Source organism: Kocuria sp. CPCC 205258 (genome assembly GCF_040981005.1).
Lineage (GTDB): Bacteria > Actinomycetota > Actinomycetes > Actinomycetales > Micrococcaceae > Kocuria > Kocuria rosea.
The window spans coordinates 299190-320035 of sequence record NZ_JAVKPS010000003.1 but is presented as its reverse complement, the minus strand read 5'-3'; the positions used below and the strand labels follow the sequence as shown (position 1 = coordinate 320035).

Below are 20846 nucleotides of genomic sequence, written 5' to 3'. Positions count from 1 at the left end.
TCTGTGGTCACAGATCCTGCGAATTAGTGCCAACAGCATCCATTCCGGCACACTTCAGCCGCTCACCACATTCGTTTCACTTCACCCCGCCCCGCTCGACCTGGCAGAGGCGACGAAAACGATGTTGCGGCAGGGGTTCCTAAGGGGTCTGGTCACCTCACGAAGAGGAGGTACTGCCCCGGCACGGCCAAGAGCAAGACGGCCCCAATCAGGAAGCACCACGAGGACCGCCTCATCAGTGCCTGCATTTCCTGTGGGGTTGTGGAATCACCGGGGAAGGTGAGGAAGAGAAAGCGTTCGGCGGATCGCCGAGCTTTTGGCCCCGTACGGCGCAAGCTGACGAACATGACCATGTACACAAGAGCCCAGACTGGGCAAAGCAGAGCAACCTCGTCGGCGTCCTCAAAGTTCGGCAGGATAGCCATGATGAGGAGCGGAAACAGCGTGAGCCCGGTGCAGGCGGTGACCCACCGTGTGGTCGCTTTCACCGAGGACCTGTAGCCAATTTGGCCCTTCCTTCGATTGCGACACGTGTTGTGGCGTAGACATTCAAGTGGGCTCTAGGGGTTCCCTGCGGACGTGGCAGTTCAGCGTGCGATGAAAGCCCGTTCGCGCATTTCCAATGATCGTTTGTAACGTTTTCCTCGCCTTCACTATGGGTCTTGTCGCGTTTCCGGGACTCCAATGCCATGACCACCAGGCTGACCAACATGAGCACGGCACCTGTCGTCGTGACCCATGCCAATACGTCCCCCGTCTGGATGGCCAGCGGCAAGTATCGAGCGATCAGGAAGATGGCGAATATTCCCATGAACCAGCGCAGCAGTTTCGGCATGGGCTTCTTACCCTCGACGATTCCATCTTCGGATCGTCGCACAGTCGAGGGCCCAGCGGCTGTCCGAACATGTGTGCAAGGAGGGCTACTAGCGGCCTGCGAAGTCGCAGTTGGGGTTCCCTATGGGTCACTTTCAGCGGTCTTTGTAGCACCGTGTGTGAGTCGTCGTCGCACCACGAATAGAGGCATGAATGCGACCATGAGCAGTGGGATGCCGATGACAGGATGGGCGTCTCTCATCAACCAAAAACCGGGAACTGAAATTACTAGTCCCATAAGTGCGAGGGCCTTGGTGCCGGGAGTCGCATCACGGAGAAGTATTTGGTCCTGTGCGGACGTCGGGGAGTGTTGCTTGCGTGCTCGTGGGGAGCGTGAAGCGTTCCACCCGATCACGACATACACCGCGATGGCTACGGCAAAACCCACCGCCAGGAGTACGTGACGTGTGTCTAGGAAGATGAGGGTGCCACCTGCTAGTCCGCCGAGCAGCCCAAGCAGGAATGAGGGTAGCTGTTGCCCGGGCGATCTTAGCCATCCCGCCGAGAGTCCTTGCCTTTGCTTGCTCATCATCAACCCTCGTTAGGTTCAGGAGTCGTCAGAGCGTTGGCGTTTGTTGTCGTAGACCAACCACGCCGCCATCGCTACGCCTCCCAGAAGGGCTATCCACGCGGTTTGGTTACCCTGAATGATCAACACATAGAGCCCTCCGAGGATGCACAGAACCGCGCCAGCAGTGAGGTATCCCGTAGGGTTTGCCGACCTCTTCTTCGCCATGTGACCCTCCGCAGGTAGACGTCTCCGAATCAGCCCTCGGATACGCCGTGTCTACTAGTAGGTAGGTGGCAGCACTAGACCCACATTGGCGATTGCACCCGGCGGGAGGGTCACGTCGCGGAGTACGCACAAGGGACAACCCCCGGTTCACCTGACCATTTGACCGGCCGCGTTGCAGTTGGGGTTGCTACTCGGCCACCCACCGTCGACGACCAGGCTGGCAACGTTCAAACGGTGTTTCGGGGCCAGCGATATTGGCGTGAGACGTGTCGTTCCCCGGACCCGGGAATGGCCGGCCACAAGGGCGGCCATCCGCGGACTCTGTGGCTGGCAGGGGTGGGACTTCCGCCGTCGTCACCAGACGGGAAGCTCGCCCTCGCCGGGAGTGATGCGCAGGTCGGACTCTCCGATGGCGACGTCGTTGATGGAGGCCTCGCGGCGGTGCATGTAGCCGAGTTCGTCGAATTCCCACAGCTCGTTGCCGTAGGAGCGCCACCACTGCCCGCCGGTGTCGTGCCACTCGTACTGGAATCGCACTCCGATCCGGTTGTCCGTGAAGGACCAGAGGTTCTTGCGCAGGCGGTAGTCGAGCTCGTGGTCCCACTTGTCGGCGAGAAAGGCGACGACCTCTTCACGCCCGCGGATGTGTTGGTCGCGGTTGCGCCATTCGGTGTTGAGGGAGTAGGCGCCGGCGACGCGTTCGGGGTCACGGCTGTTCCAGGCGTCTTCGGCGGCCTGGACCTTGGCGAGGGCGCTCTCGTGGGTGAAGGGCGGAAGCGGGGGGCGCGGCTGGTCAGGAGTGCTCATGTGCCCATCCTTCCGGGGCGCGGGGTGTGCCCGCCAGTGGCGGGGGACCGCTTTGCATATGGCGAGATGGCGGCCAGCAAGCCAGCTCTGATGACATCCGCTGCAGCTGTCACGCTCCGGGAGGTGCTGGTGATGCGTAGGGTGAAGACCATTGACCTGAAAGGACGCCTTCATGCGTCGTGCCCCGAGCATGTTCACTGATTCGGTCTCCCCGGTGTTCGGCGCGAGCTCGGCTGCAGCTTTCGGCGCACTGAGCTTGATCGATCCGTCGCGGTTGAGCCCGGCACGTCGACGGCTCTATCGGGCGGGGGTGGCTGCGACCACGGCGTGGTGGGCGGGTGTCACCACGGACCGGAACCGAACCACTCTGGTGCCGGCCAATGTGGTGGCCGGGCCAGCACCGCCGGGGCGGCGGTGCTGGCCCTCTCCGATGCCTCCGAGGCCCTCGACGCCCGGATCGTGGGTCGGCTGGAGACGGTCGGCGTGTGTCATCCGCGGCGGTGGCTGGCCGCGACCTCGGTGGCCAGTGTCGTGATGGGCTACGTCGTTGACCGTGCAGGGGCCCGGACTGATGCGCAGGCCCTGGAAGTGGGGGAGGAGTCGGTGCGCACCCGTGCGCTCACCCCGGCGGTGCGCGAGGTGGTGCGCGTGGTGCCCCATCACCAGACCTACCCCGTCCGAGCCGAGTACCAGGCACCCGATGGCACGCTGCTGCAGATCAGCCTCCAGCTCCTGGAGGGCAAGTTGTCCCACCTCGCCATCGACTTCGCCGACGGAACCCACTATGAGGATGAGAGCGCGATCGACGTCGTCGAGGAGCTCATCGATCAGTGGCCGGATCCGGCCGATCTGCGGTACCTGCGGGAGGGGCCGGATGGTCGTCCGTTTCCCCTGACCTGACCGGCACCACACCGCTCCCTGATATGACGGTCGCTCGAGAGGTGTCCTGTGGGAGGGGGGCGCCGATCCAGGCGCCCTGGCCCCTTTGATGTTGGAGGCTCCTCATGCCCTTCGCTCTTTCCTCACGTCCCCGCTCCACCTCGTCCTCACCCGTTGCGGGCGCCACTCATGCGGGGTGGCGTGCCGTGGCCGCCTCCACGGTGGTGGCGGGTCTGCTCTTCACCGGTGGGGTAGCGCCGGCGCAGGCGGCGAGCACTTGCAGCTCTCCGTTGCACACCGCGGTGAAGTCTCTGCCGGTGGCGGCGGAGAACAACGCCGGCTACAACCGGGACAAGCAGTTCGGCGACTGGAATGACACCAACCGCGACTGCCAGAACACCCGGGCCGAGGTGCTGCAGAACGTGTCCAAGGCGAAGACCAGTTTCACCACCACCAAGCGATGCACCGTCAAGGGCGGCAAGTGGGTCACCACCTGGGACGGGAAGGTGCAAACCTCGGCCACCACGGTGCAGATCGACCACACCGTGCCGGTCCACGAGGCCTGGGGCTCCGGGGTGAGGGGCTGGAGCCAGACCGAGCGGGTGGCGTTCTACAACGACCTGGGTGATCACCGCACGCTCAGCGCCCAGACCTCCAAGCTGAACTCCACCAGGCAGGCCCGCGGCCCGGAGGAGTGGATGCCGCCCGAGCACCGCTGAGGCTATGTGGGGGAGTGGATGGCGGTGAAGATTCGCTGGGGCCTGAAGGTCGACAGCGAGGAAAAGGCCGCCCTGACCCGGATCGCCGCCGCCTGCCCCGACGTGACCATCAAGGTCGCCAAGGCCTGACCGGGCCCACTGCGTGCCAGTGGGCCGGACACCGCGGCGGTGTCCGGCCCGCTCAGTATTGGTCCACGTCTTCCGGACCGGCCGGTCCCCGGTGCAAGAGCCCTGGGACCGCCCCGAGAGCGACGTCGTGGCCGAGCTGGCCGTGCGCGGCTACATCGACGCCTCCGGGCGCGAGCTGTCGCTGACCGATGAGGGCCTGACGGCCGCCGGCGTGCTGTGGCCGCGGTGCGTGCCGGCGGATTCCGGCAAGAGGTTCGGCTCCGGCTCCGACGCCTATGGGGTGATCCTCGGGGCGCTCGACTTGGAGGGGACCCAGACCCTCGTGCGGCTACTGGAGGGTGAGGCCTGAATCGGCGGCATCCCCTCCGCGCAGGACCCCTGCCACGACAGTCAGGCATGTGATAGAAGGTTGCGGCAGCACTACACACCTTAATTCCCGTTCGCACATGGGGTGATGGTGGCGGACAGCAGCAGTGGCCGAAGGTCCAGGAGATCCACCGGGACGTCTTCATAAGGTGACCACAGTTGACCGACGACCCCCATCACGGCGCAACTGGACCCCCTCACCCTCCATCAGCGACGGCGCAGGACACCCCTGCCCTTGGGCTCCGTCGCGGAACAGGACCCACCATGCACGCTCCTTCTCCCCGGGCCCGCAAGATCGCCGGTCTGTCCGCCGCCCCCATCGCCGTCCTCGTGGCCGGCGTGATGGTCTGGCAGGGCTCCACCGCAGCCTTCACCGCCACCACCCGCAACGCCGGCAACTCCTGGGCCACCGGTCAGGTCGCCCTGACCGACGACGACGCAGGCCGCGCCGGCTTCACCGTGGAAAACCTCGTCCCCGGAGCGACCGGTGAGAAGTGCATCGAGGTGACCTCCAACTCCACCGTCGCCGGTGAGGTGCGCGCCTACACCCAGAACCTCTCCGGCTCCGCCGCCGGGCTCGAGGACCACATCGACCTGCGCGTCGAGCGCGGCACGGGCGGGTCCTTCGAGTCCTGCGACGGCTTCGCCCCCGTCCCCGGTGCGCTGCCCGCCCAGTCGTTGACCACCTTGTCGCAGGCGAACCGCGACTACGCCACCGGCGGCGCCGTCTGGGGCACCGAGGGCCGGGCGGGGGAGTCCTCGACCTACCGCGGCACCTGGACCTTCGACACCGAGGGCCTGACCCAGTCCCAGATCGACGCCCTCCAGGGTTCCCGGGTGAGCGTGGACCTGGTCTGGGAGCTGCAGAGCAACGACGCCTGAACCCTCATCGTGACGAGCCGGTCCCACCACGAGTCCAGCCTCACTGCCGAGCCGACACCTGACACGGTGACGGCCGCGCTGTGGGGCTGGGCCCGGCTGTTCACCGGCGCCGCCGCCCAGATCTACCTCGTGCTGCTGGCCACCCTGGCGGCGATCGCCCTGATCCCGGCCGTTTTCGGGTGGCACTCCACCGTCATCGAGACCGGCTCGATGGAACCGCACATCGACCCGGGTGACGTCGTCGTGCTCGCCGACCTCCCGGATGATCAGCCGGTGCCGCTCGGTGGGGTCGTGCAGTTCACCAGCCCCGCCGAAGCCCAGCCCAGCGGGGTGGAACGCTCGGTGCTGCACCGGATCGTGGTCGACCACGAGGACGGCACCTACGCCACCGCCGGGGACGCCAATGCCGAGGTGGACTCCACCCCGCTGGTCCGCGAGCAGATCACCGGCCAGGCCCGCCTTCTGGTTCCGTTCATCGGGCTCCCCTCATTGTGGCTGGGTGCCGGCCAGCACCTGCCCCTGGGCCTGTGGGCCGCAGCCACCGTGGCGGCCTTGCTGATTACTCTGGCCGTCTTCGTCCCGCGGGCACGCGACGACGACGATGACCAGGAGGGCGAGGAAGCAGAAGAAGACACTCAGAAGCTTCCGATGCTCGCCCGCCGCGGCGCCCTGGCCGTGGCCGGCACCGCGGTCCTGGCCGGGCTGACGGCCTGGCCGGTGCCGCCGAGCAACGCGGCGTTCACTTCTCGAACCGGCCCCAGCGCTTCCTGGCGGTACGTGGGCATGCCGGCGATCACCCTGGGGCGAGCCAGGGACTACGCGCTCCTGGCCTCCGGTCGCCTCACCGACCACACCCCCGGCGGGCACCCCACCTCGGTCGGCGGCAGCGTGGGCACCTACCCCGGTCTGGCCATCGAGAATCTGCAGTCCAGCGGATCTCGGCGCAACGTCACCGGGACGGTCGAGCCCGGCACCACGGCGGCCGCCGGCGCCATGACCGACGCCCGTGCCCTCGAGACCGCCCTGCTCGCCCGCCCGGCGACTGTCAGTCGCCCCACGGTGCTGACGGGCAGGATCACGCCGGGGATCTACACGAGCACCACCGGGACCTTCACCGTCACCGGTGACCTGACCCTGGATGCCCAAGGGGACCCGGGCGCGCAGTTCATCTTCCGTGCCGCCACCCTCACCGCCGCGGACGGCAGCCGCGTGCTCCTGAGCAATCAGGCGAGAGCAGCCAACGTCTACTGGGCTTCGACCGGCAGCATCACCCTGGGCATCAGCACCACCGCCCGGGGTGCTTACCTGGCTCGCGGCAGCATCGCGGCCAACACCACCACCGGAAGCCCCACCCAGCGGCTCACCCTGGAGGGACGCCTGATCAGCCTGGGCACTGCCGCCGGCGGCGGGGTCGTCGAGGTGAACCGACCCATCATCACGATCCCCACCTGAGACGACGTGGACTCCACACGGTGTTAAAGCCTTCGCCTCCTTTGGGCCTCTTGCACCGTTAAAGCGACAGTCCCGGCTACCGGTCACCCGACGAGGGTGCGTCGGGCCTCGGGGCGGTTGATGGACTCGATGGCGTTTCTGAATGCCTCTCGAACAGCCACCAGTGCCGGGTGTCGTTCGCGACCGGTCCTCACCTCGGTGTAGAGAGTTCTGCACGGCAGTTCGGGAAGATCGAGTGCGACGACACCGGCGAGATGGGGTTCACCCAGAAGAGCCGGAACAGCCGCTACGGCATGGCCGTGGCGCACCAGCTGCAAGTTCAGCAAAGGGTCCGGTGTCTCTGCCAGGACGCGCGGTTCGAACCCTGCTTCGCGGCATCGGCTCACAGTCCATCGGTGAATCCGTGTGCCGGGGGGCTCCATCGCCCAGGGGGCGTCTTTCAGGTCGGAGAGGCTCCCGAGCTCACCGGTGTCCACTCGTCCGCCTTTCAGCCCTTGTGCAGGCACGACGAGTCGTATCGGGTCCGTGTAGAAGTCTTCGCGATGCACCCCGGGTTGATCGGGAATGGCTGACCCCGGGTAGTCCTCGCCGAGCACCAGGTCGAAGTCATGGGAGAGCAGCCCGGTGTGTCCCTCGTCGACGTCCTGGTTGATCAACTGGACCTCGAGATCCGGGTAAAGACCGGACAGTCTTGTCAGGGCCAGCGGTGCGATCTCGAGCAGCACCGTGTGAAAGGAAGCGACCCGCACCCGACCCCGCGGGCCGCCATGGAAGGCGGCCAAGTCCGACTCGGCCAGGGCCAGGCGGTCGAAAACTGCCCGGGCATGCTCGACCAACTGTTCTGCCGCCGGCGACAACCGCACCCCTCGACCCACATGTTCGAGAAGCTCGACGCCTGTCACACGCTGCAACGCCGCCAGCTGCTGGGACACGGCCGAAGGCGTGAAGTGGAGTGCCGCCGCCGTCTTGGTCAATGTCCCGTGGCGCGCCAGCTCGTGCAGCACCTGCAGGTGCTTGAGATTGAGCATGACCGTCCCCCGCAAAAATCTTTAAGTACCACTTATAGATTTAGATTATAAACATTAAGTGGAATTACCTGTCAGGTGTCGGGAGGATGGGGTGGGTTGGGAGTGAGCCAACACCTCAGTGGGCGTCCATGTCGGGGACGCACCAGGGACAGGAAGTGAAGGAACACCATGATGGAGAACATCGGACTCATCGGTACCGGGAACGCCGGGTACTGCTATCTGAAGAACCTTCTCAAGGCCGGCAAGACCGTTCACGCCTATGACGCCACCGCCGAACGACGGGCCCTTGCCGAGGAGGCTGGTGCCCGGATCGCTGACGGTGTTGCCGGCATCGCGGCAGCCGCGGACGTCGTGGTTCTCTCGCTGCCCAATCCTCAGGCCGTGCGCGCGGTCCTGCTCGGCGACGACGGGCTGCTGGCCCACCTGTCCCAGGGCGGTCTGGTCATCGACATCAGCACCATCGACCGGGCCACCGCCACCGAGGTCGACGAAGCCGCCCGTGCCCGTGGCGTCCAGTACCTGGAGGCGCCGATGAGCGGTGGCGAGCCCGGAGGCGCCGGTACGTTCGGGGCCGAGGCCGCCACTATCACCTTCCTGTGCGGTGGCGAGCAGGAAGCCTTTGACCGCGCGCAGGAGGTCTTCGAGATCCTCGGGTCCCACAACTTCCTTCTGGGCTCGGTCGGCAAGGGCAACGAGCTCAAGCTCATCAGCAACCTGTTGGCCGGCGTCTATGCCGCCGTGGCTGCCGAGGCCTTCGTCCTCGGCAAGGCTGCCGGGTTCTCCTACGAGACGATGTTCGAGGTCTTCGCCCGCACAGACGCCAAGAGCTTCACCATGCTCGAGGAGTTCAAGCCGCACCTGCTCGACGGCGACTACAGCTATGGATTCCCCGTCGAACTCCAGCACAAGGACCACCGCCTCGCCGGCGAGATGGCACGGGAACTCAACGTTCCCCTGTTCTTCAACACCCTCTCGATGGAGCTGTACCAGACGGCCATGGCGCACGGACTGGGCCGCGAATCCCACATCGCCGTCGTCAAGCAGATCGCCGACACGGCCAACGTCAAGCTCTGAGGCGACCTTCGACCGCAACGAGGAGACGGTCCAGGCGCGCTGACCGGCGGGAGCGAGCACAGACCCTCGACGGGTCCCGCACAGACCGCGGACACCGCGTGACAGATAGTGGCAGCGATGAAGAATGAGAGAGGCAAACACATTTCCATGAACACGACCCCCAAACATCTGCAACTGCTCGACTCACTCGATATCCCGAACCTTCTCAAGGACAAGAAGATCATCGTGACCGGTGGCGGGGGAGCCATCGGACGAGCCACGGTGTTGCTCCTGGCGAGCTTCGGCGCACAGGTCCTCGCAGCGGACCGGGCCGATGAGCCGTTGCGGGAGACGCGAAAAGCGGCCGAAGAGAAAGGGCTCGACGTCGAGACGTTCGTCGCCGACGTCAGCGACCAGGAAGCGGTCCGCAGTCTCATCGATTTCACTGTGCAGACATTTGGCGGCCTCACGACGATCTGCAACAACGCAGCAGTGAACCTGCCCGGCGACGTGGAAAGCGTCTCGGCAGTGGACTTCCGAACCTCCATGGACGTCAACGTCGGCGGCCCGTTCTACATGGCCAAGCACTCCATCCCTCACCTGCGACAGGCCGGCGGCGGTTCCATCATCAACACCGGCTCGGTGAACAGCACGATGGCGGAGCAGCAGCTGTCCGCCTACTGCACGAGCAAGGGGGCCGTCCTCATGCTCACCCGTGCGATAGCAGTCGACTACGCCACAGAAGGAATCCGCGCGAACTGCCTCGGCGTGGGCTTCATCGACACCCCGTTCAACCACCCCCACCACGAAAAGCTCGGCGGCGCAGAAGCCGTCGCAGGTTCCCTCACCGACGGCATCCCGATGGGCCGAGGAGGGGAACCGGAAGAAATCGCAGCCGCCACAGCATGGTTGGCCTCAGACCTCGCAACTTATGTGACAGGAGCACTCATTCCTGTCGACGGGGGACTGAGCGCAGGCTTCTAAGACGCTCATCCCGTGCGCGGAAAGCCCGGACTCCCGCACCGATAGGCGAAATCTGGACCTGGCTTGCCCGAGGACCCCGGGTGCAGGTGCAGCCCGACCCTCCCGCTTTACATATGGTCGGCTGCCGGCCACCAACTCCAGCGCGACGACGTCTGTGTCGGGCGGGAAGGAGCTGGGCGGGCGTGTCACGGGGGAGGGTGTGCGTCGAGGGCATGCAGGGCCCTGGTGTTCATGGTCTGGTTCGGGCCGCGGCCGCTCCTCGTGAGGACCCGTGCAGCATCAGCGCCGCCCCGCTGAGCAGGGACACCGCGGCGGTGAGGACCAGCAGCGTCCCCAGCCCGAGGCCGGGAATGACCGCGCCGGCAAGGGCCGGTGCGGCGACCGAGGTGATGGCTCCCACGACCAGGCAGGTGGTGAACGCCGCCCCTGCACGGTCGGGCACCAGCTCGGCGGTCCAGACGGCGAGCACCGCGGAGCCGGTCATGTACCCGGCACCGAAGATGCAGGCCGAGGCCATCGTGGCGGTCAGGGAGTTGCTGGCCAGCCCGAGCAGCGCCAGCGCCGCGGCGACCGTCACGAGACTCAGTGCGGCGACCCGCCCGCTGCCCATCCGCTGCGCGAGGGCCCCGGTGGCCACGCCCACCATGCCGGTGAGGCCGATGGCCGCGTACAGGGCCGGGACGGCCGCCGCCGGAAGGCTGCCGCTGTCGAGGGCGTCGGCGGCGTAGGTGAAGTAGATGACGACGACCGCGAAGTAGACCACGGAGTAGGCGCCCGGGACGCGCAGCGCTGCGACCAGGGAGGAGGCGCCGCCCGGTCCGCCCGGGCGCGGGGCCGGTCGGGTGCGCGGCACCAGGCGGAGGTTCACGACCGCGGCGGCCACCGCTGCCACGGCGATGCCGGCCCAGACCAGGCGCCAGGAACCCAGCGCGGCCGTCACGGCCAGGCCGCCCAGCAGCAGCAGCCCGCCGCTGGTGCCGGTCGTGATGATCGCCAGCGCTCTGGGCTGCTGCCGCAAGGGCACCGTACGGGTCACGATGTCGGAGTAGGGGGCCCAGACCAAGCCGCCGGCGCTGCCGGCCAGGACGACACCGACGGCGAGCAGCCAGGGGGCCTGCGCGAAGGTCACGAGCAGCGCCCCCGCGGCGCCGCAGATCCCGCCCACGGTCGTCGGGGCGCGCGACCCGTGCCGAGCGGCGAGCCGGCCTGCAAGCAACAGGCCGGCCAGGTAGCCGGCGAACGTGGCGCTGGAGACCAGCCCGAGCACCAGCTCGGAGAGCCCCAGGTCTTCCCGGATGTCGGGCAGCGTCAGGCCGTAGGCGTAGCGGGCCATGCCGAAGGCGACCCCGACCACAGCCGCTCCGGCCAGGCCGATCCGATTGCCCGCGGAGAGTGTCATGAATGTCCCTTCAATTCTGCGGCGTGCACTGGTGCCGCTGCCGGCCGCAGCGGGACCGGCGTCCCGAGGCCCTCGACCGGACCGCTCATCGGTGTACTGGGGCGGGGAAACCGGAGAGCCGCTCGTACCGTCCGTCCCAGCGTGAGGCTGCCTCGACGGCTCATCGGAGTTCCGGGGTGGCGACGGGCCGCACGAGGCCCTTGAAGACGAAGGTTCGATGTGCCCGGAGATGACCGAGCCCACCTGCAGGTCTGTGCGAAGCGGGGCACCACGACCCCGTGGCCGAAGCGCGCCGGTCCGTAAGTCGCCGCGGTCAACGCCATGCAGCTGAGCATCAGAGCTCGCATCGCCCCCCCTTCCAGCGTCTCGCTCTTCAGAACGCTCTTTACGCTACATCAAAACGCTCGTTCTGGATCAGTGGTCCCTACACTGGTGTGGTGAACTCCGTCCAGCGATCTCCCGCGCGCACCCGGCTGCTCCGGGCCGCCGATCGCGTGCTGTTCGACCGCGGAATCCGCACCACACCAGTCGACGAGTTGCTGCGCCAGGCTGAGGTCTCCGCGGCCACCTTGTACACGCATTTCGGCAGCAAGGACGCGCTGGTCGCCGAAATGCTGCGGGTCCGGCTGGCCGACTGGCGGGCGGTCTGGGACCAGCACATCGTCGCGGCCGGCGACGACATGGCTCGGCTGCTCGCGGTGTTCGACGCGCTGGCCGCCTACCGGGACGAGCAGGGCCATCCGTCACGCTGGTGCGCTTTCTTGGCTGCGGCCACCGAGTTCCCCGACGCCACGGGCCAGATCGGCGAGGTCCTGGCCGCAGACACCGCGCTGCTGGCGGACCGCCTCCTGCACCTCTCCTGCCCCTTGGCCGGGGCGCGTGCCCAGGACCTTGCCGATGAGGTGCTGGTGGCCTACAGCGGAACCCTGACCGCCTTCCTTCGCGGCTGCCCCCAGTCGCCGATCGACGTCGGTCGCCGCCTGGCTCGTTCAGCAGCTCAATCCCACAGCCGCGACTGATTCGTGCATCCGACTCTCCTGGCGGATGCGGGACTGCCGCAAAAGCGGAAGCCAAGGAGATTCCGTCGCTTGCGCTTTGCATATGGCCCGGTCAGCGGAGGGCTGCGTTGCAGCGCGGTTCCTTCTTGGGTGCACAGCGATCGGCATACGGGTCCGCGGCGGGTCGTGTGGGGGTCCTGCGGGTGCGAGGGGCTGTGTTCGCATCTCCGGGCCGCTCGGGCACCAGGGCCCGTGGAGGAGAGGACAGGATGACCGAGGAACCCGTCAGTGTCGACGCCCCTCTGCACGGGCCCGGCTGGCCAAGGTGCTGCCGCTGAGCGTGCCCGGGGATGAGCACCGCCTGGTCCTGGATCTGGAGGGCTGGACGGCCCTGCAGGGGTGGTTCGGCGACGCCGGCAGCCTGGAAGTGTGGATGCGCGGCTCCGATCTGGAGTCCCGCCGCTTCGACCACGCGTGGTGTTGGATCCGCACCGACTGAACCGCGTCCGCGACCGGCGCCCTGTGCGTCCGCCTCAGGGCCGGCCCCCCATTGCAGCTGGGGTTCCTTCGCGTGCGCTCGAGGCCGCGGGTCTGGAGCGGGTCCTGCGATCCAGTGGACTCGTTCCGGGCCTGGCCTGCCCGGTCATCTTGGCGGTCCTGGCAGAAGACGCATGTGGCCATGGCGATGCGGACGGCCCAGCCGGCAAAGGAAAAGTCGTAGCCCCGGCCGAGAAGTCCCATCAGCATGGCCAAGAGCGAGACGATGCCTGTCATCAGTCCCCAGGTGGCGACCAACCAGCCCCAGCGGATCTTCACCGTCAGAGCGAGAGCCGTGCCTATCAGCACGGCGGCGATGACGGCAGCCCACCCGAGCGACAAACCTTGGAACAGTTGCAGCAGACTCGCGATGAGGAAGACCGCGGCTCCTGCACGTCAAAGCGTGCGCTGTCCCCTCTTTGTGCGCCGCCGCCTGTCTTGCACCCCGGACGGGCTGGTGCTGCGGTAGGGGTTCGCCGGGATCACTGACCGGGTGCGACGCGCCGGGCCATGGCGTCTGCACTACCATGACCGCCATGGGCGTGATGACCATCGGTGACTTCTCGCGCGCCACCCGGCTCAGCGCGAAGGCGTTGCGGCTCTACCACGAGTCCGGTCTGCTCACACCTTCGACCGTGGACCCGCACAACGGCTACCGCCACTACACGCCCGACCAGGTGGCTGACGCCCAGGTCATTCGCTCACTCCGGGCCCTCGGCGCGCCGCTCGACCTCATCCGCGGAGTCATGGCCACCACTGATGTCACGGAGCGCTCGGCCCTGCTCCGCTCCCACCTGCGCGAGATGGAGACGCAGCTCGCCGCGACGCGGTCGGCGGTGCGCACGCTCCGGGGCCTGCTCGACCCCGGCCCCGTGACCTTCGAGGTCGTCCACCGCAGCATCCCGCCGATGCACGTCGTCGCGGTCCACGCGACGATCGACCGCGACGAGCTCGGGGCGTGGTTCCGCCGCTCTGTTGACCTGCTCACCGGGCTCGTCGCATCAGGTGACGTGGCTGTCGCCGGGCCGTACGGCGGGGTGTGGTCCACCGAGCTGTTCCTCGACGGACGCGGCACAGCGACGCTGTACGCCCCGGTCGAGGAGAGCGTGGCGTCGTTGCCGCCGGCCGTGTCCACGGTCCGGCTCCCCGCGGTCGAGCTCGCTGTCGCTACGAGCGAGGGCCCGGACGAGGAGGTCGCACGGGTGTACGGCGCGCTCGGCGAGTACGTGGCCCGCCGCGAGCTCGGCGTGCAGGCCCCGTCCCGGGAGACGTACCTGGAGGGCTTCCCGGGCATTGACGAGTGGACGAGGACGGAGATCGGCTGGCCGGTCTTCCGCGTCTCCCGGTAGCCGGACCTCGGTGCTTGACCTTCCCCCCGGGGGAAGGCCGAACGTGGTGGCATCCGCAACCCGAGGAGTGGAGACCGATGACCACCGGCACCGACCCATACCGGCCCGAGCTGCTGCCCGAACCCGTCAGCCAATACCTGCACGACCAACTGCTCACGCGCGACGTCGCGGCACGCGCTGCGACTTTCGCCGCCGACGCACGCGTCGTCGACGAGGACACCGAGTACCGGGGCACGGACGAGATCCGCCGCTGGCTGGCCAGGGCGGCGAGCCAGTACACCTATACGACCACGTACGTCGGCCAGGTCGCGCACGGCCACGGCAGCTGGACCGTGCTCGCCCACCTCGAGGGCGACTTTCCTGGCGGGGTCGCCGACCTCCGCCTCCGCTTCCGCGTCGGCAGTGACGGCATCGAGGACCTCGTCATCGCGCCTTGACCCGGCTCCACCATGCCGGCGGTCCGTGGGCCACCACCCCAGGAGAGGAACACCCATGACCACCACCTCGTCGTCGAGCTCGGCTCCGACGGTCGTCGTCGTCGGCCATTCCTACGGCGGCTCGGTGCTGAGCGAGGCCGCCGACGACGCCCCCGGCGTCACCGCCCTCGTCGACATCGCCTCCTTCCGACTGGCACCGGGCGAGAGCACCGCCGAGCTCGCCGGCCGATCCCCTGGCGGCGAGCTCGGCGGTGCCCTTGAGCCGCACCTCCTGCCGGGAGGTCGGGAGATCAGTGACCTGTACCTTCGTCCAGAGCTGTTCCGAACGGTCCCTCCTGTGCGGGGCGGGTCGCGAGCGTGGTCAGAGGGTCAGTGCTCACCGCACTGCCGGTGTCGTCGACGGCGTGAACCGGCAGCCGGTGAGGACCTCGAGACCGAGGTGGCGGTGGAACTCGTGGAGCCGCTCGGCGGGGTTGTCCGACCACATCTGTGCCCGCGTCCCTCGGGATGCATCAAGCCCGGGGCGAGGCGTCGAGGCGAAGCCGTGGCACGGCAACGCGAAGACGGGGAAGCCTCGCGGCCATCGGGCGGACCCGCGTGATGTGCGAGAAGAGCAGGGGAAATCCTCGCTGCTTCACAAATGGCCGGACCTTGGCCGGAGACCCATGGGAGTCTCTGCATCAGCGGCGTCACGAGGAGGGGCCGGCTTGCGGGCGGTCGAGTCCACCGGGTCCTTCGCTCACGTGTGCTCAGACCGTGATGACCACCTTGCCCCGCACCTCACCCGACTCGAGTCGGGTGATCGCCTCGGCGGCGCGCTCGAGTGGGAACACCGCGTCGATGACGGGCACGATCTCGCCTGCGTCGATGCGCCGCGCCAGCTCGGCGAGGTCGCCGCCGTTCCTCCTGGTGGCCAGCGGACGCAGCCGTTGCGACACGAACAACGACATGGTGGAGGCGCGGATGATGCGACCGAACGGGCCGAACACCTTCCCTCCCTCTCCCGCGGCGACCAGGAGCGTTCCATGCCGGGTGAGTGAGCGACGCACGCGTCCGAGGGGGTGGTCGGCGACGAGGTCGAAGATCACGTCGTAGCGACCTCCGCCGACGGTGAAGTCCTCGCTGGTGTAGTCGATGACGTGGTCGGCGCCGATCGCACGCACGTGGTCGGCCTTCGCGGCGCGACAGACACCGGTCACCTCGGCGCCCATCGCCTTCGCGAGCTGCACGGCGAATCCGCCGACGCCGCCGGAGGCGCCGTTCACGAGGACGTGCTGCCCGGGCGCGACGCCTGCCAGCCTGAGTCCTTGGAGCGCGGTTGTCCCCGAGACCGGCACGGCCGAGGCATGAACGGCGTCCAAGGTCGTCGGGCGCAGTGCGACGAACCGTTCCTGCACCGCGGCGAACTCCACGTACCCGCCCTGGTTCGACTCCGCGTACACCGCGTCGCCGATGCGGAAGCGGGTCACCTGCGCACCGACCGCCTCCACTACGCCCGCGACATCCCGGCCGATGGTCGGTTGCCTGGGCCGCCGGAGCCCGAGGGCGAGGCGGACCATCCGCGGCTTGCCATGCATCAAGAGGATGTCGCCGGCGCTGACCCCGACTGCGCCCACTCGGATGAGCACCTCGTCGCCTCCAGTCACCGGCGTCTCGACCTCGGCGAGGGAGAGTACCTCGGTCCCGCCGTATCTCAGCTGGGTGATGGCCCTCATCGTTCCGCGCGGATGCCGAGTGCGTGAGTTCATGGTGTTCCCCTGTCTCAGTCGGTTCTTGGGCATCGCCGGAGGGTTGGAGGGTGCAGTTCCAGTCATCGGTGAGCCGTGACCGGCGCCCTCTGCCGCCGCACCGAGTGCACGACGGCGGCCGCCGCGAGAGGGACGACAGCATAGACGGCCATCAAGATCAGGCTCGCCTGTGCGGAGAGGTAGGCACCTTGCGTCTCGGCTGCTCCGGCGGTGAGGAGTGCTGAGGACGCCGGCAGCGGTAGGCGGCTGACGATGGTCTCCACCCAGTCCAGACGGATGAAGCTGACGATGCCGGGCAGCAGCAGGACGAGCAGGCCGTTCCGGAAGGCGACCGCACCGATGTGCTCCGCGGCGGTGGTGTCGCCGCAGCGCTGGGTGAGCTCGTGTGCCTCGATCATGACCGGGACCTGCCTGGGCGGTGGCGGGCCTGTGTGCGCATCCCATGACCTGACCTGCCGGTAGGGGTCTTGGCAGGCCCCTACGCGACGTCCCGGTGGTAGTTGGTGTCCCACCGCCAGGAGGCCCGCACCGCGGCACCGGGGCCGATGGCGCCGGACAGGACGGGGACTGTTCTCGGGTTCACGCTTGCTGCTGGATGTGAGCGGCTTCCCGGTCAGGGCTGGTCGCCATGGTTGCCGGCGACGCGGTGCGGGGCCAGGTCCAGGCGGAGCGCAGGATGAAGGCCAGGAGCAGCACCTCGATGGCGATGTGGAAGACGTAGTAGAAGGCCCAGTCCCAGGACGTCCCGACCGCGTTGAACACCGTGACGGGGATGTAGAGCGATGCCACGACGATATTCGTGGCGCGGTTCAGCCGGGCGGGCAGCGCCATGGAGAGCATCACCATCAGGGCCGGAATCCCGATGACCACCACGAAAATGGTCAACAACGTCGGGGTGATGTCGAACTCGAAGATGCCGCCACCCCGGATCTGGTCGATGGCGCCGGGCTGGTAGAGGTGGAAGTAGTCGATGTAGATGTAGAAGAACATCAAGCTGGTCCAGGCTGCCGAGAGCTTGGCCTGCACCGGGGTCCGCAGGTTCTCCAGCGTGGTGGTGTGTCGACGTGTTCTCATCGTGGGCTCCGTTGTAGTGGCGAGGATCGCTAGGCCCTCGGGTTTCGTCGAACGTGCGCCTTACAGCTGTAAGGGGTGATCACCAGCTTAGACTTGCGGTCGTAAGTGCGCAAGGATGGGAAAATGACGCGACGCACACCACTGAGCAGGGAGAGGATCATCGACGCCGCCGCCGCAGTCGCCGACCGCGCGGGTGTCTCCGCCGTGAGCATGCGCAGTGTCGCGAAGGAGCTCGGCGTCGAGGCGATGTCGCTCTACCATCACGTCCCGAGCAAGGAGGAGATGCTCGACGACCTCGCCGACTGGGTGTTCGAGCGGATCGAACTGCCCCAGGTCGGCGCCACGTGGCGGGAGGCGCTGACCGGCCGGGCACGATCGGCACTGTCGGTCCTCACCGCTCATCCGTGGGCGCTCGGGATGATGGAATCGCGCCCCAACCCCGGCCCAGCGCTGCTGCAGCACCACGATCGTCTCCTCGGCGTGCTGATGGCCGAGGGCTTCAGCGCCGCGCTGGCAACACACGCGTTCTCCGCGATCGACGCCTACGTGTACGGGTTCGCGCTGACCTGGACGAGCCTGCCGTTCGAACCGGGGGACGGCGCCGAGGAAGCGTTCGCCGTCAAGGTCGCGGCGTCGGCGGAACTGTATCCGCACATTGCGCGCTCGCGCGCCGAGCTGTTCGGCGATGGCGTCTACGCGTTCGCGGACGAGTTCGACTACGGGTTGGAGCTGCTGCTGGAGGGCCTGGAGCGCCGGGTCGCCGACGAGAGCCCCGCGCTGGGCGAGCGCTAGCGCATGGCCGTACGGGCATGAGAGCGATCGTCCATGACCGCTACGGGCCGCCCGATGTCCTGCGGCTCGACGATATCGCCACGCCGGCGCCGGGGAGAGGCCAGGTGCTCGTGCGGGTGATCGCGACCTCGGTCAATCTGAGCGATTGGGAGGGGCTGCACGGGTCGCCCGCCTATGCCCGATTCGGTGGCCTGTTCAGACCCGCCCGCCGCACGCTCGGTTCGGACATCGCGGGAGTAGTCCAGGCAGTGGGCGCAGGGGTCACGCTGTTCCGGCGCGGTGACGATGTCTACGGCGACATTCTCGCTCTGAAAGGCGGCTTCGCGGAGTACGCGGTGGCCCCCGAGCACGCTCTCGCGCTCAAGCCGGCCGGACTGTCATTCGCCGAGGCGTCGACGCTGCCGCAGTCAGGGGCGATCGCGGTGCAAGCAGTTGCGCGCGCGAAGCGCGGTGAGCGGATGCTCATCAACGGCGCCGGCGGAGGAACCGGGGCGTTCGCGCTCCAGCTCGCCGCTGCCTCCGGCATCCGTGTCACCGGCGTGGACAACGTCGGCAAGCTCGACTTCATGCGATCCCTGGGGGCCGCCGAGGTCATCGACTATCGCACTGGCGACTTCACGCGCACCGGTCCGTACGACCTCATCATCGACCTCGTCGCCCGGCGGTCGGTGTTCGCGTACCGCCGTGCGCTCGCCCCCGGCGGCACCTGCCTGGTCGTCGGCGGGACGACGCGCGCCCTGCTGCGAATGGCGACGGTGGGCGCACTGATCGGCATGATGACGGGTCGGCGTTTAGGGGTTCTCGCCGTCAGGCCGGGTCCGGCGCATTTCTCGCCTCTTGCCGACCGATGCATCGCGGGAGATGTCCGTATCCACATCGACCGCGTGTTCCCGCTCGAGCAGGTGCCCGAAGCGCTCACCTACGTCGGCGACGGGCACGCGCTCGGCAAAGTGGTGGTCGAGGCGGGGACAGGTGCCGACTGAAGACCGCGCGAACCGACGAGAGGGTCAATCCCCACACTTCGGGGAGCAGGAAGGCCGCGGCGACGAGGAGCAGACCGGTGCATCCGAGGCCTTCGAACCGGTCGATGACGCCGGCGAACAGCAGGACGACCACGACCGTCTCCTCGGCGCGCTGATGGCCGAGGGATTCAGCGCCGAGGAAGCGTTCCCTCGCGGCGCATACTCGCCGGATGTCGGCGGGGCGCTACAGGGCGTGGAGGTATCGCCGGGTGTATCGCTGCTGCAGGCGATGGCTGATCGGCGCCAGGGCGCGGGACCACCACGTGCCCGGCCGGGAGAAGGCGGTGATGGTGAACACGACGGTGTCGTCCTCCCGACATTCGACGCAGAACCTTTCCTCGCCCTGCTCCGGGTGGCCCTGCAGGGTCCCGTAGGCGAAGCCCCGCCGGCGCTTCTCCTCCACCACGTAGACCACCAGGCATTCGAAGGAGATCCGCAGCAGGTGCCGGCCCAGGCGCAGACGAACGCGGCTGCCCTGCTCGACCCGGGGTGTGCTGGCCTCGACGGTCAGGCCGGCTGCTCGGTGCATCTGCCAGCTCATCAATCGATCGGCGGCGCGGCGGAATGTCGACTCCCCGTGGCCGATGACCCGCTGGACCCGCACATGGGTGTATCCGTCGGGCAGCTGCCCGGCCGTGGCGCCGATCTCCGGGTAGGTCAGTGCGCGCTCGAGCAGAGTCATAGTGCCCACTATGCCAAGGGGCGCTCTGCACATGGCCTGGCTGCCGGTCACGGCCTGTGAGGGTGACGTTGCAGTATGGGGTGGTTGTCACCGTGTTTGCCAGGGAGCGGGCCACAGGGTTTTGCGGGTTCAGATGAAGAGGGCGCGGTTGAGGCGTACGCCGTATTCGGCGTCGGGGTTGGTGGTGGCGTCCCCGACTCGTTCCTGGATGGCGGCGACGGCCAGGTCGCGCCGCGTCGACGATCGCCTCGCGTCCGCTGCCGCCCACTGCTCCGGCATCTCTTCGAGGGCGAGGTCGGTGCAGTAGCACGGGGTGCCCGGCTGCTGGCGCCACGACTGCGCCAACGGGCCCGCGTCGAAGGCGTCGAAGCCGGTGTCCTCGACGAGGGCCATTGCCACGCCCCTGTGCTTGTCGTCGTCGGCTGCCACGGGGATGGCGATGCGGTCCGGGCTGCCCGCCGGTTGGCCCTTGGCGGCGAGGGAGGGGGAGCCGATGGCGTTCCACGCCTTGACGACCGGTCGCCCCAGCTGTTCGGCCACCCACAGGCTCTCGACCTGACCGGCCTCGATGGCCTCGATCCTGCCGTCGCGCTGCGGATAGTAGTTCGAGGTGTCGATGACCACGGTGCCGGACGGCAGAGCGGTGAGCAGCGGCGCGAGCTGCGGAAGACGGTGCAGGGGAACGGAGAGGATCACGACGTCGACATCGATCACCGCCTCGGCCGCCAGGACCGCGCGTCCGCCTGAGGCCAGCACCTCCGGCCCGATCGTTTCGGGCCCGCGCGAGTTGGCGACCTTCACGTCGTGTCCGGCTGCGCTCAACCGCTGGGTCAGGGTGGTGCCGATGTGCCCGGTGCCCAGAATGCCGATCTTCATGGTCTGTCTCCTTTGCTGCAGGTG

23 protein-coding genes are annotated in these 20846 nt (G+C 67.9%); 14 read left to right on the top strand and 9 right to left on the bottom strand.

Annotation, left to right across the window (positions count from 1 at the left end):
* Positions 1-484: 484 nt before the first annotated feature.
* On the bottom strand, positions 485-835 hold the full coding sequence (locus tag RF644_RS07430) for a hypothetical protein (protein WP_368796040.1): 351 nt from the start codon (positions 833-835) through the stop codon (positions 485-487).
* Positions 836-1963: 1128 nt separating this feature from the next.
* On the bottom strand, positions 1964-2416 hold the full coding sequence (locus RF644_RS07425) for a nuclear transport factor 2 family protein (protein WP_368796039.1): 453 nt from the start codon (positions 2414-2416) through the stop codon (positions 1964-1966).
* A 414-nt stretch (positions 2417-2830) separates the two neighbouring features.
* Here RF644_RS07425 and RF644_RS07420 point away from each other — a divergent pair, with 414 nt between their 5' ends.
* From RF644_RS07420 to RF644_RS07400, 5 genes are all read left to right on the top strand, one after another.
* The gene (locus RF644_RS07420) at positions 2831-3316 is read left to right on the top strand and encodes a hypothetical protein (RefSeq protein ID WP_368796038.1); all 486 of its coding nucleotides are present in this window, start codon (positions 2831-2833) and stop codon (positions 3314-3316) included.
* Between the two features lie 281 nt (positions 3317-3597).
* Positions 3598-4014, top strand: a complete 417-nt coding sequence (locus tag RF644_RS07415; protein WP_368796037.1) for a hypothetical protein — start codon at positions 3598-3600, stop codon at positions 4012-4014.
* Between the two features lie 220 nt (positions 4015-4234).
* A complete protein-coding gene (locus RF644_RS07410; protein WP_368796036.1) occupies positions 4235-4492 on the top strand; it encodes a hypothetical protein in 258 nt (85 codons plus the stop codon).
* Between the two features lie 281 nt (positions 4493-4773).
* Positions 4774-5391: a hypothetical protein gene (locus RF644_RS07405; RefSeq protein ID WP_368796035.1), complete on the top strand. Its 618-nt coding sequence runs from the start codon at positions 4774-4776 to the stop codon at positions 5389-5391.
* 9 nt (positions 5392-5400) lie between these two features.
* The gene (locus RF644_RS07400) at positions 5401-6843 is read left to right on the top strand and encodes an ice-binding family protein (RefSeq protein ID WP_368796034.1); all 1443 of its coding nucleotides are present in this window, start codon (positions 5401-5403) and stop codon (positions 6841-6843) included.
* An 83-nt stretch (positions 6844-6926) separates the two neighbouring features.
* Here the strand turns inward: RF644_RS07400 and RF644_RS07395 are convergent, their stop codons facing one another.
* The gene (locus RF644_RS07395) at positions 6927-7871 is read right to left on the bottom strand and encodes a LysR family transcriptional regulator (RefSeq protein ID WP_368796033.1); all 945 of its coding nucleotides are present in this window, start codon (positions 7869-7871) and stop codon (positions 6927-6929) included.
* A 168-nt stretch (positions 7872-8039) separates the two neighbouring features.
* On the opposite strand from RF644_RS07395, the gene RF644_RS07390 reads away from it, so the two are divergent.
* Together RF644_RS07390 and RF644_RS07385 are read left to right on the top strand one after the other, a co-directional pair.
* A complete protein-coding gene (locus tag RF644_RS07390; RefSeq protein ID WP_368796032.1) occupies positions 8040-8945 on the top strand; it encodes an NAD(P)-dependent oxidoreductase in 906 nt (301 codons plus the stop codon).
* A gap of 147 nt (positions 8946-9092) precedes the next feature.
* The gene (locus tag RF644_RS07385; protein ID WP_368796031.1) at positions 9093-9908 is read left to right on the top strand and encodes an SDR family NAD(P)-dependent oxidoreductase; all 816 of its coding nucleotides are present in this window, start codon (positions 9093-9095) and stop codon (positions 9906-9908) included.
* 229 nt (positions 9909-10137) lie between these two features.
* Here the strand turns inward: RF644_RS07385 and RF644_RS07380 are convergent, their stop codons facing one another.
* Complete coding sequence (locus RF644_RS07380; protein WP_368796030.1) at positions 10138-11307, bottom strand: MFS transporter; 1170 nt, start codon at positions 11305-11307, stop codon at positions 10138-10140.
* A gap of 437 nt (positions 11308-11744) precedes the next feature.
* Here RF644_RS07380 and RF644_RS07375 point away from each other — a divergent pair, with 437 nt between their 5' ends.
* From RF644_RS07375 to RF644_RS07355, 5 genes are all read left to right on the top strand, one after another.
* Entirely contained in the window at positions 11745-12326 is a 582-nt protein-coding gene (locus RF644_RS07375) for a TetR/AcrR family transcriptional regulator (protein ID WP_368796029.1), read from the top strand.
* A gap of 319 nt (positions 12327-12645) precedes the next feature.
* Complete coding sequence (locus tag RF644_RS07370) at positions 12646-12804, top strand: DUF1963 domain-containing protein (RefSeq protein ID WP_368796028.1); 159 nt, start codon at positions 12646-12648, stop codon at positions 12802-12804.
* A 565-nt stretch (positions 12805-13369) separates the two neighbouring features.
* The gene (locus RF644_RS07365) at positions 13370-14191 is read left to right on the top strand and encodes a MerR family transcriptional regulator (RefSeq protein WP_368796027.1); all 822 of its coding nucleotides are present in this window, start codon (positions 13370-13372) and stop codon (positions 14189-14191) included.
* 77 nt (positions 14192-14268) lie between these two features.
* Complete coding sequence (locus RF644_RS07360) at positions 14269-14628, top strand: nuclear transport factor 2 family protein (RefSeq protein WP_368796026.1); 360 nt, start codon at positions 14269-14271, stop codon at positions 14626-14628.
* A 55-nt stretch (positions 14629-14683) separates the two neighbouring features.
* Positions 14684-15229, top strand: a complete 546-nt coding sequence (locus tag RF644_RS07355; RefSeq protein WP_368796025.1) for a hypothetical protein — start codon at positions 14684-14686, stop codon at positions 15227-15229.
* 148 nt (positions 15230-15377) lie between these two features.
* Here the strand turns inward: RF644_RS07355 and RF644_RS07350 are convergent, their stop codons facing one another.
* From RF644_RS07350 to RF644_RS07340, 3 genes are all read right to left on the bottom strand, one after another.
* The gene (locus RF644_RS07350; protein ID WP_368796024.1) at positions 15378-16376 is read right to left on the bottom strand and encodes an NAD(P)-dependent alcohol dehydrogenase; all 999 of its coding nucleotides are present in this window, start codon (positions 16374-16376) and stop codon (positions 15378-15380) included.
* 62 nt (positions 16377-16438) lie between these two features.
* Positions 16439-16774: a hypothetical protein gene (locus RF644_RS07345; RefSeq protein WP_368796023.1), complete on the bottom strand. Its 336-nt coding sequence runs from the start codon at positions 16772-16774 to the stop codon at positions 16439-16441.
* A 181-nt stretch (positions 16775-16955) separates the two neighbouring features.
* Positions 16956-17450: a DUF6326 family protein gene (locus RF644_RS07340; protein WP_368796022.1), complete on the bottom strand. Its 495-nt coding sequence runs from the start codon at positions 17448-17450 to the stop codon at positions 16956-16958.
* Positions 17451-17573: 123 nt separating this feature from the next.
* On the opposite strand from RF644_RS07340, the gene RF644_RS07335 reads away from it, so the two are divergent.
* Positions 17574-18242: a TetR/AcrR family transcriptional regulator C-terminal domain-containing protein gene (locus RF644_RS07335; RefSeq protein ID WP_368796021.1), complete on the top strand. Its 669-nt coding sequence runs from the start codon at positions 17574-17576 to the stop codon at positions 18240-18242.
* 17 nt (positions 18243-18259) lie between these two features.
* Entirely contained in the window at positions 18260-19225 is a 966-nt protein-coding gene (locus RF644_RS07330) for an NAD(P)-dependent alcohol dehydrogenase (RefSeq protein WP_368796020.1), read from the top strand.
* A gap of 223 nt (positions 19226-19448) precedes the next feature.
* Here the strand turns inward: RF644_RS07330 and RF644_RS07325 are convergent, their stop codons facing one another.
* The gene (locus RF644_RS07325) at positions 19449-19946 is read right to left on the bottom strand and encodes a DUF1990 family protein (protein WP_368796019.1); all 498 of its coding nucleotides are present in this window, start codon (positions 19944-19946) and stop codon (positions 19449-19451) included.
* 129 nt (positions 19947-20075) lie between these two features.
* Entirely contained in the window at positions 20076-20843 is a 768-nt protein-coding gene (locus RF644_RS07320; protein ID WP_368796170.1) for an NADPH-dependent F420 reductase, read from the bottom strand.
* Positions 20844-20846 lie beyond the last annotated feature (3 nt).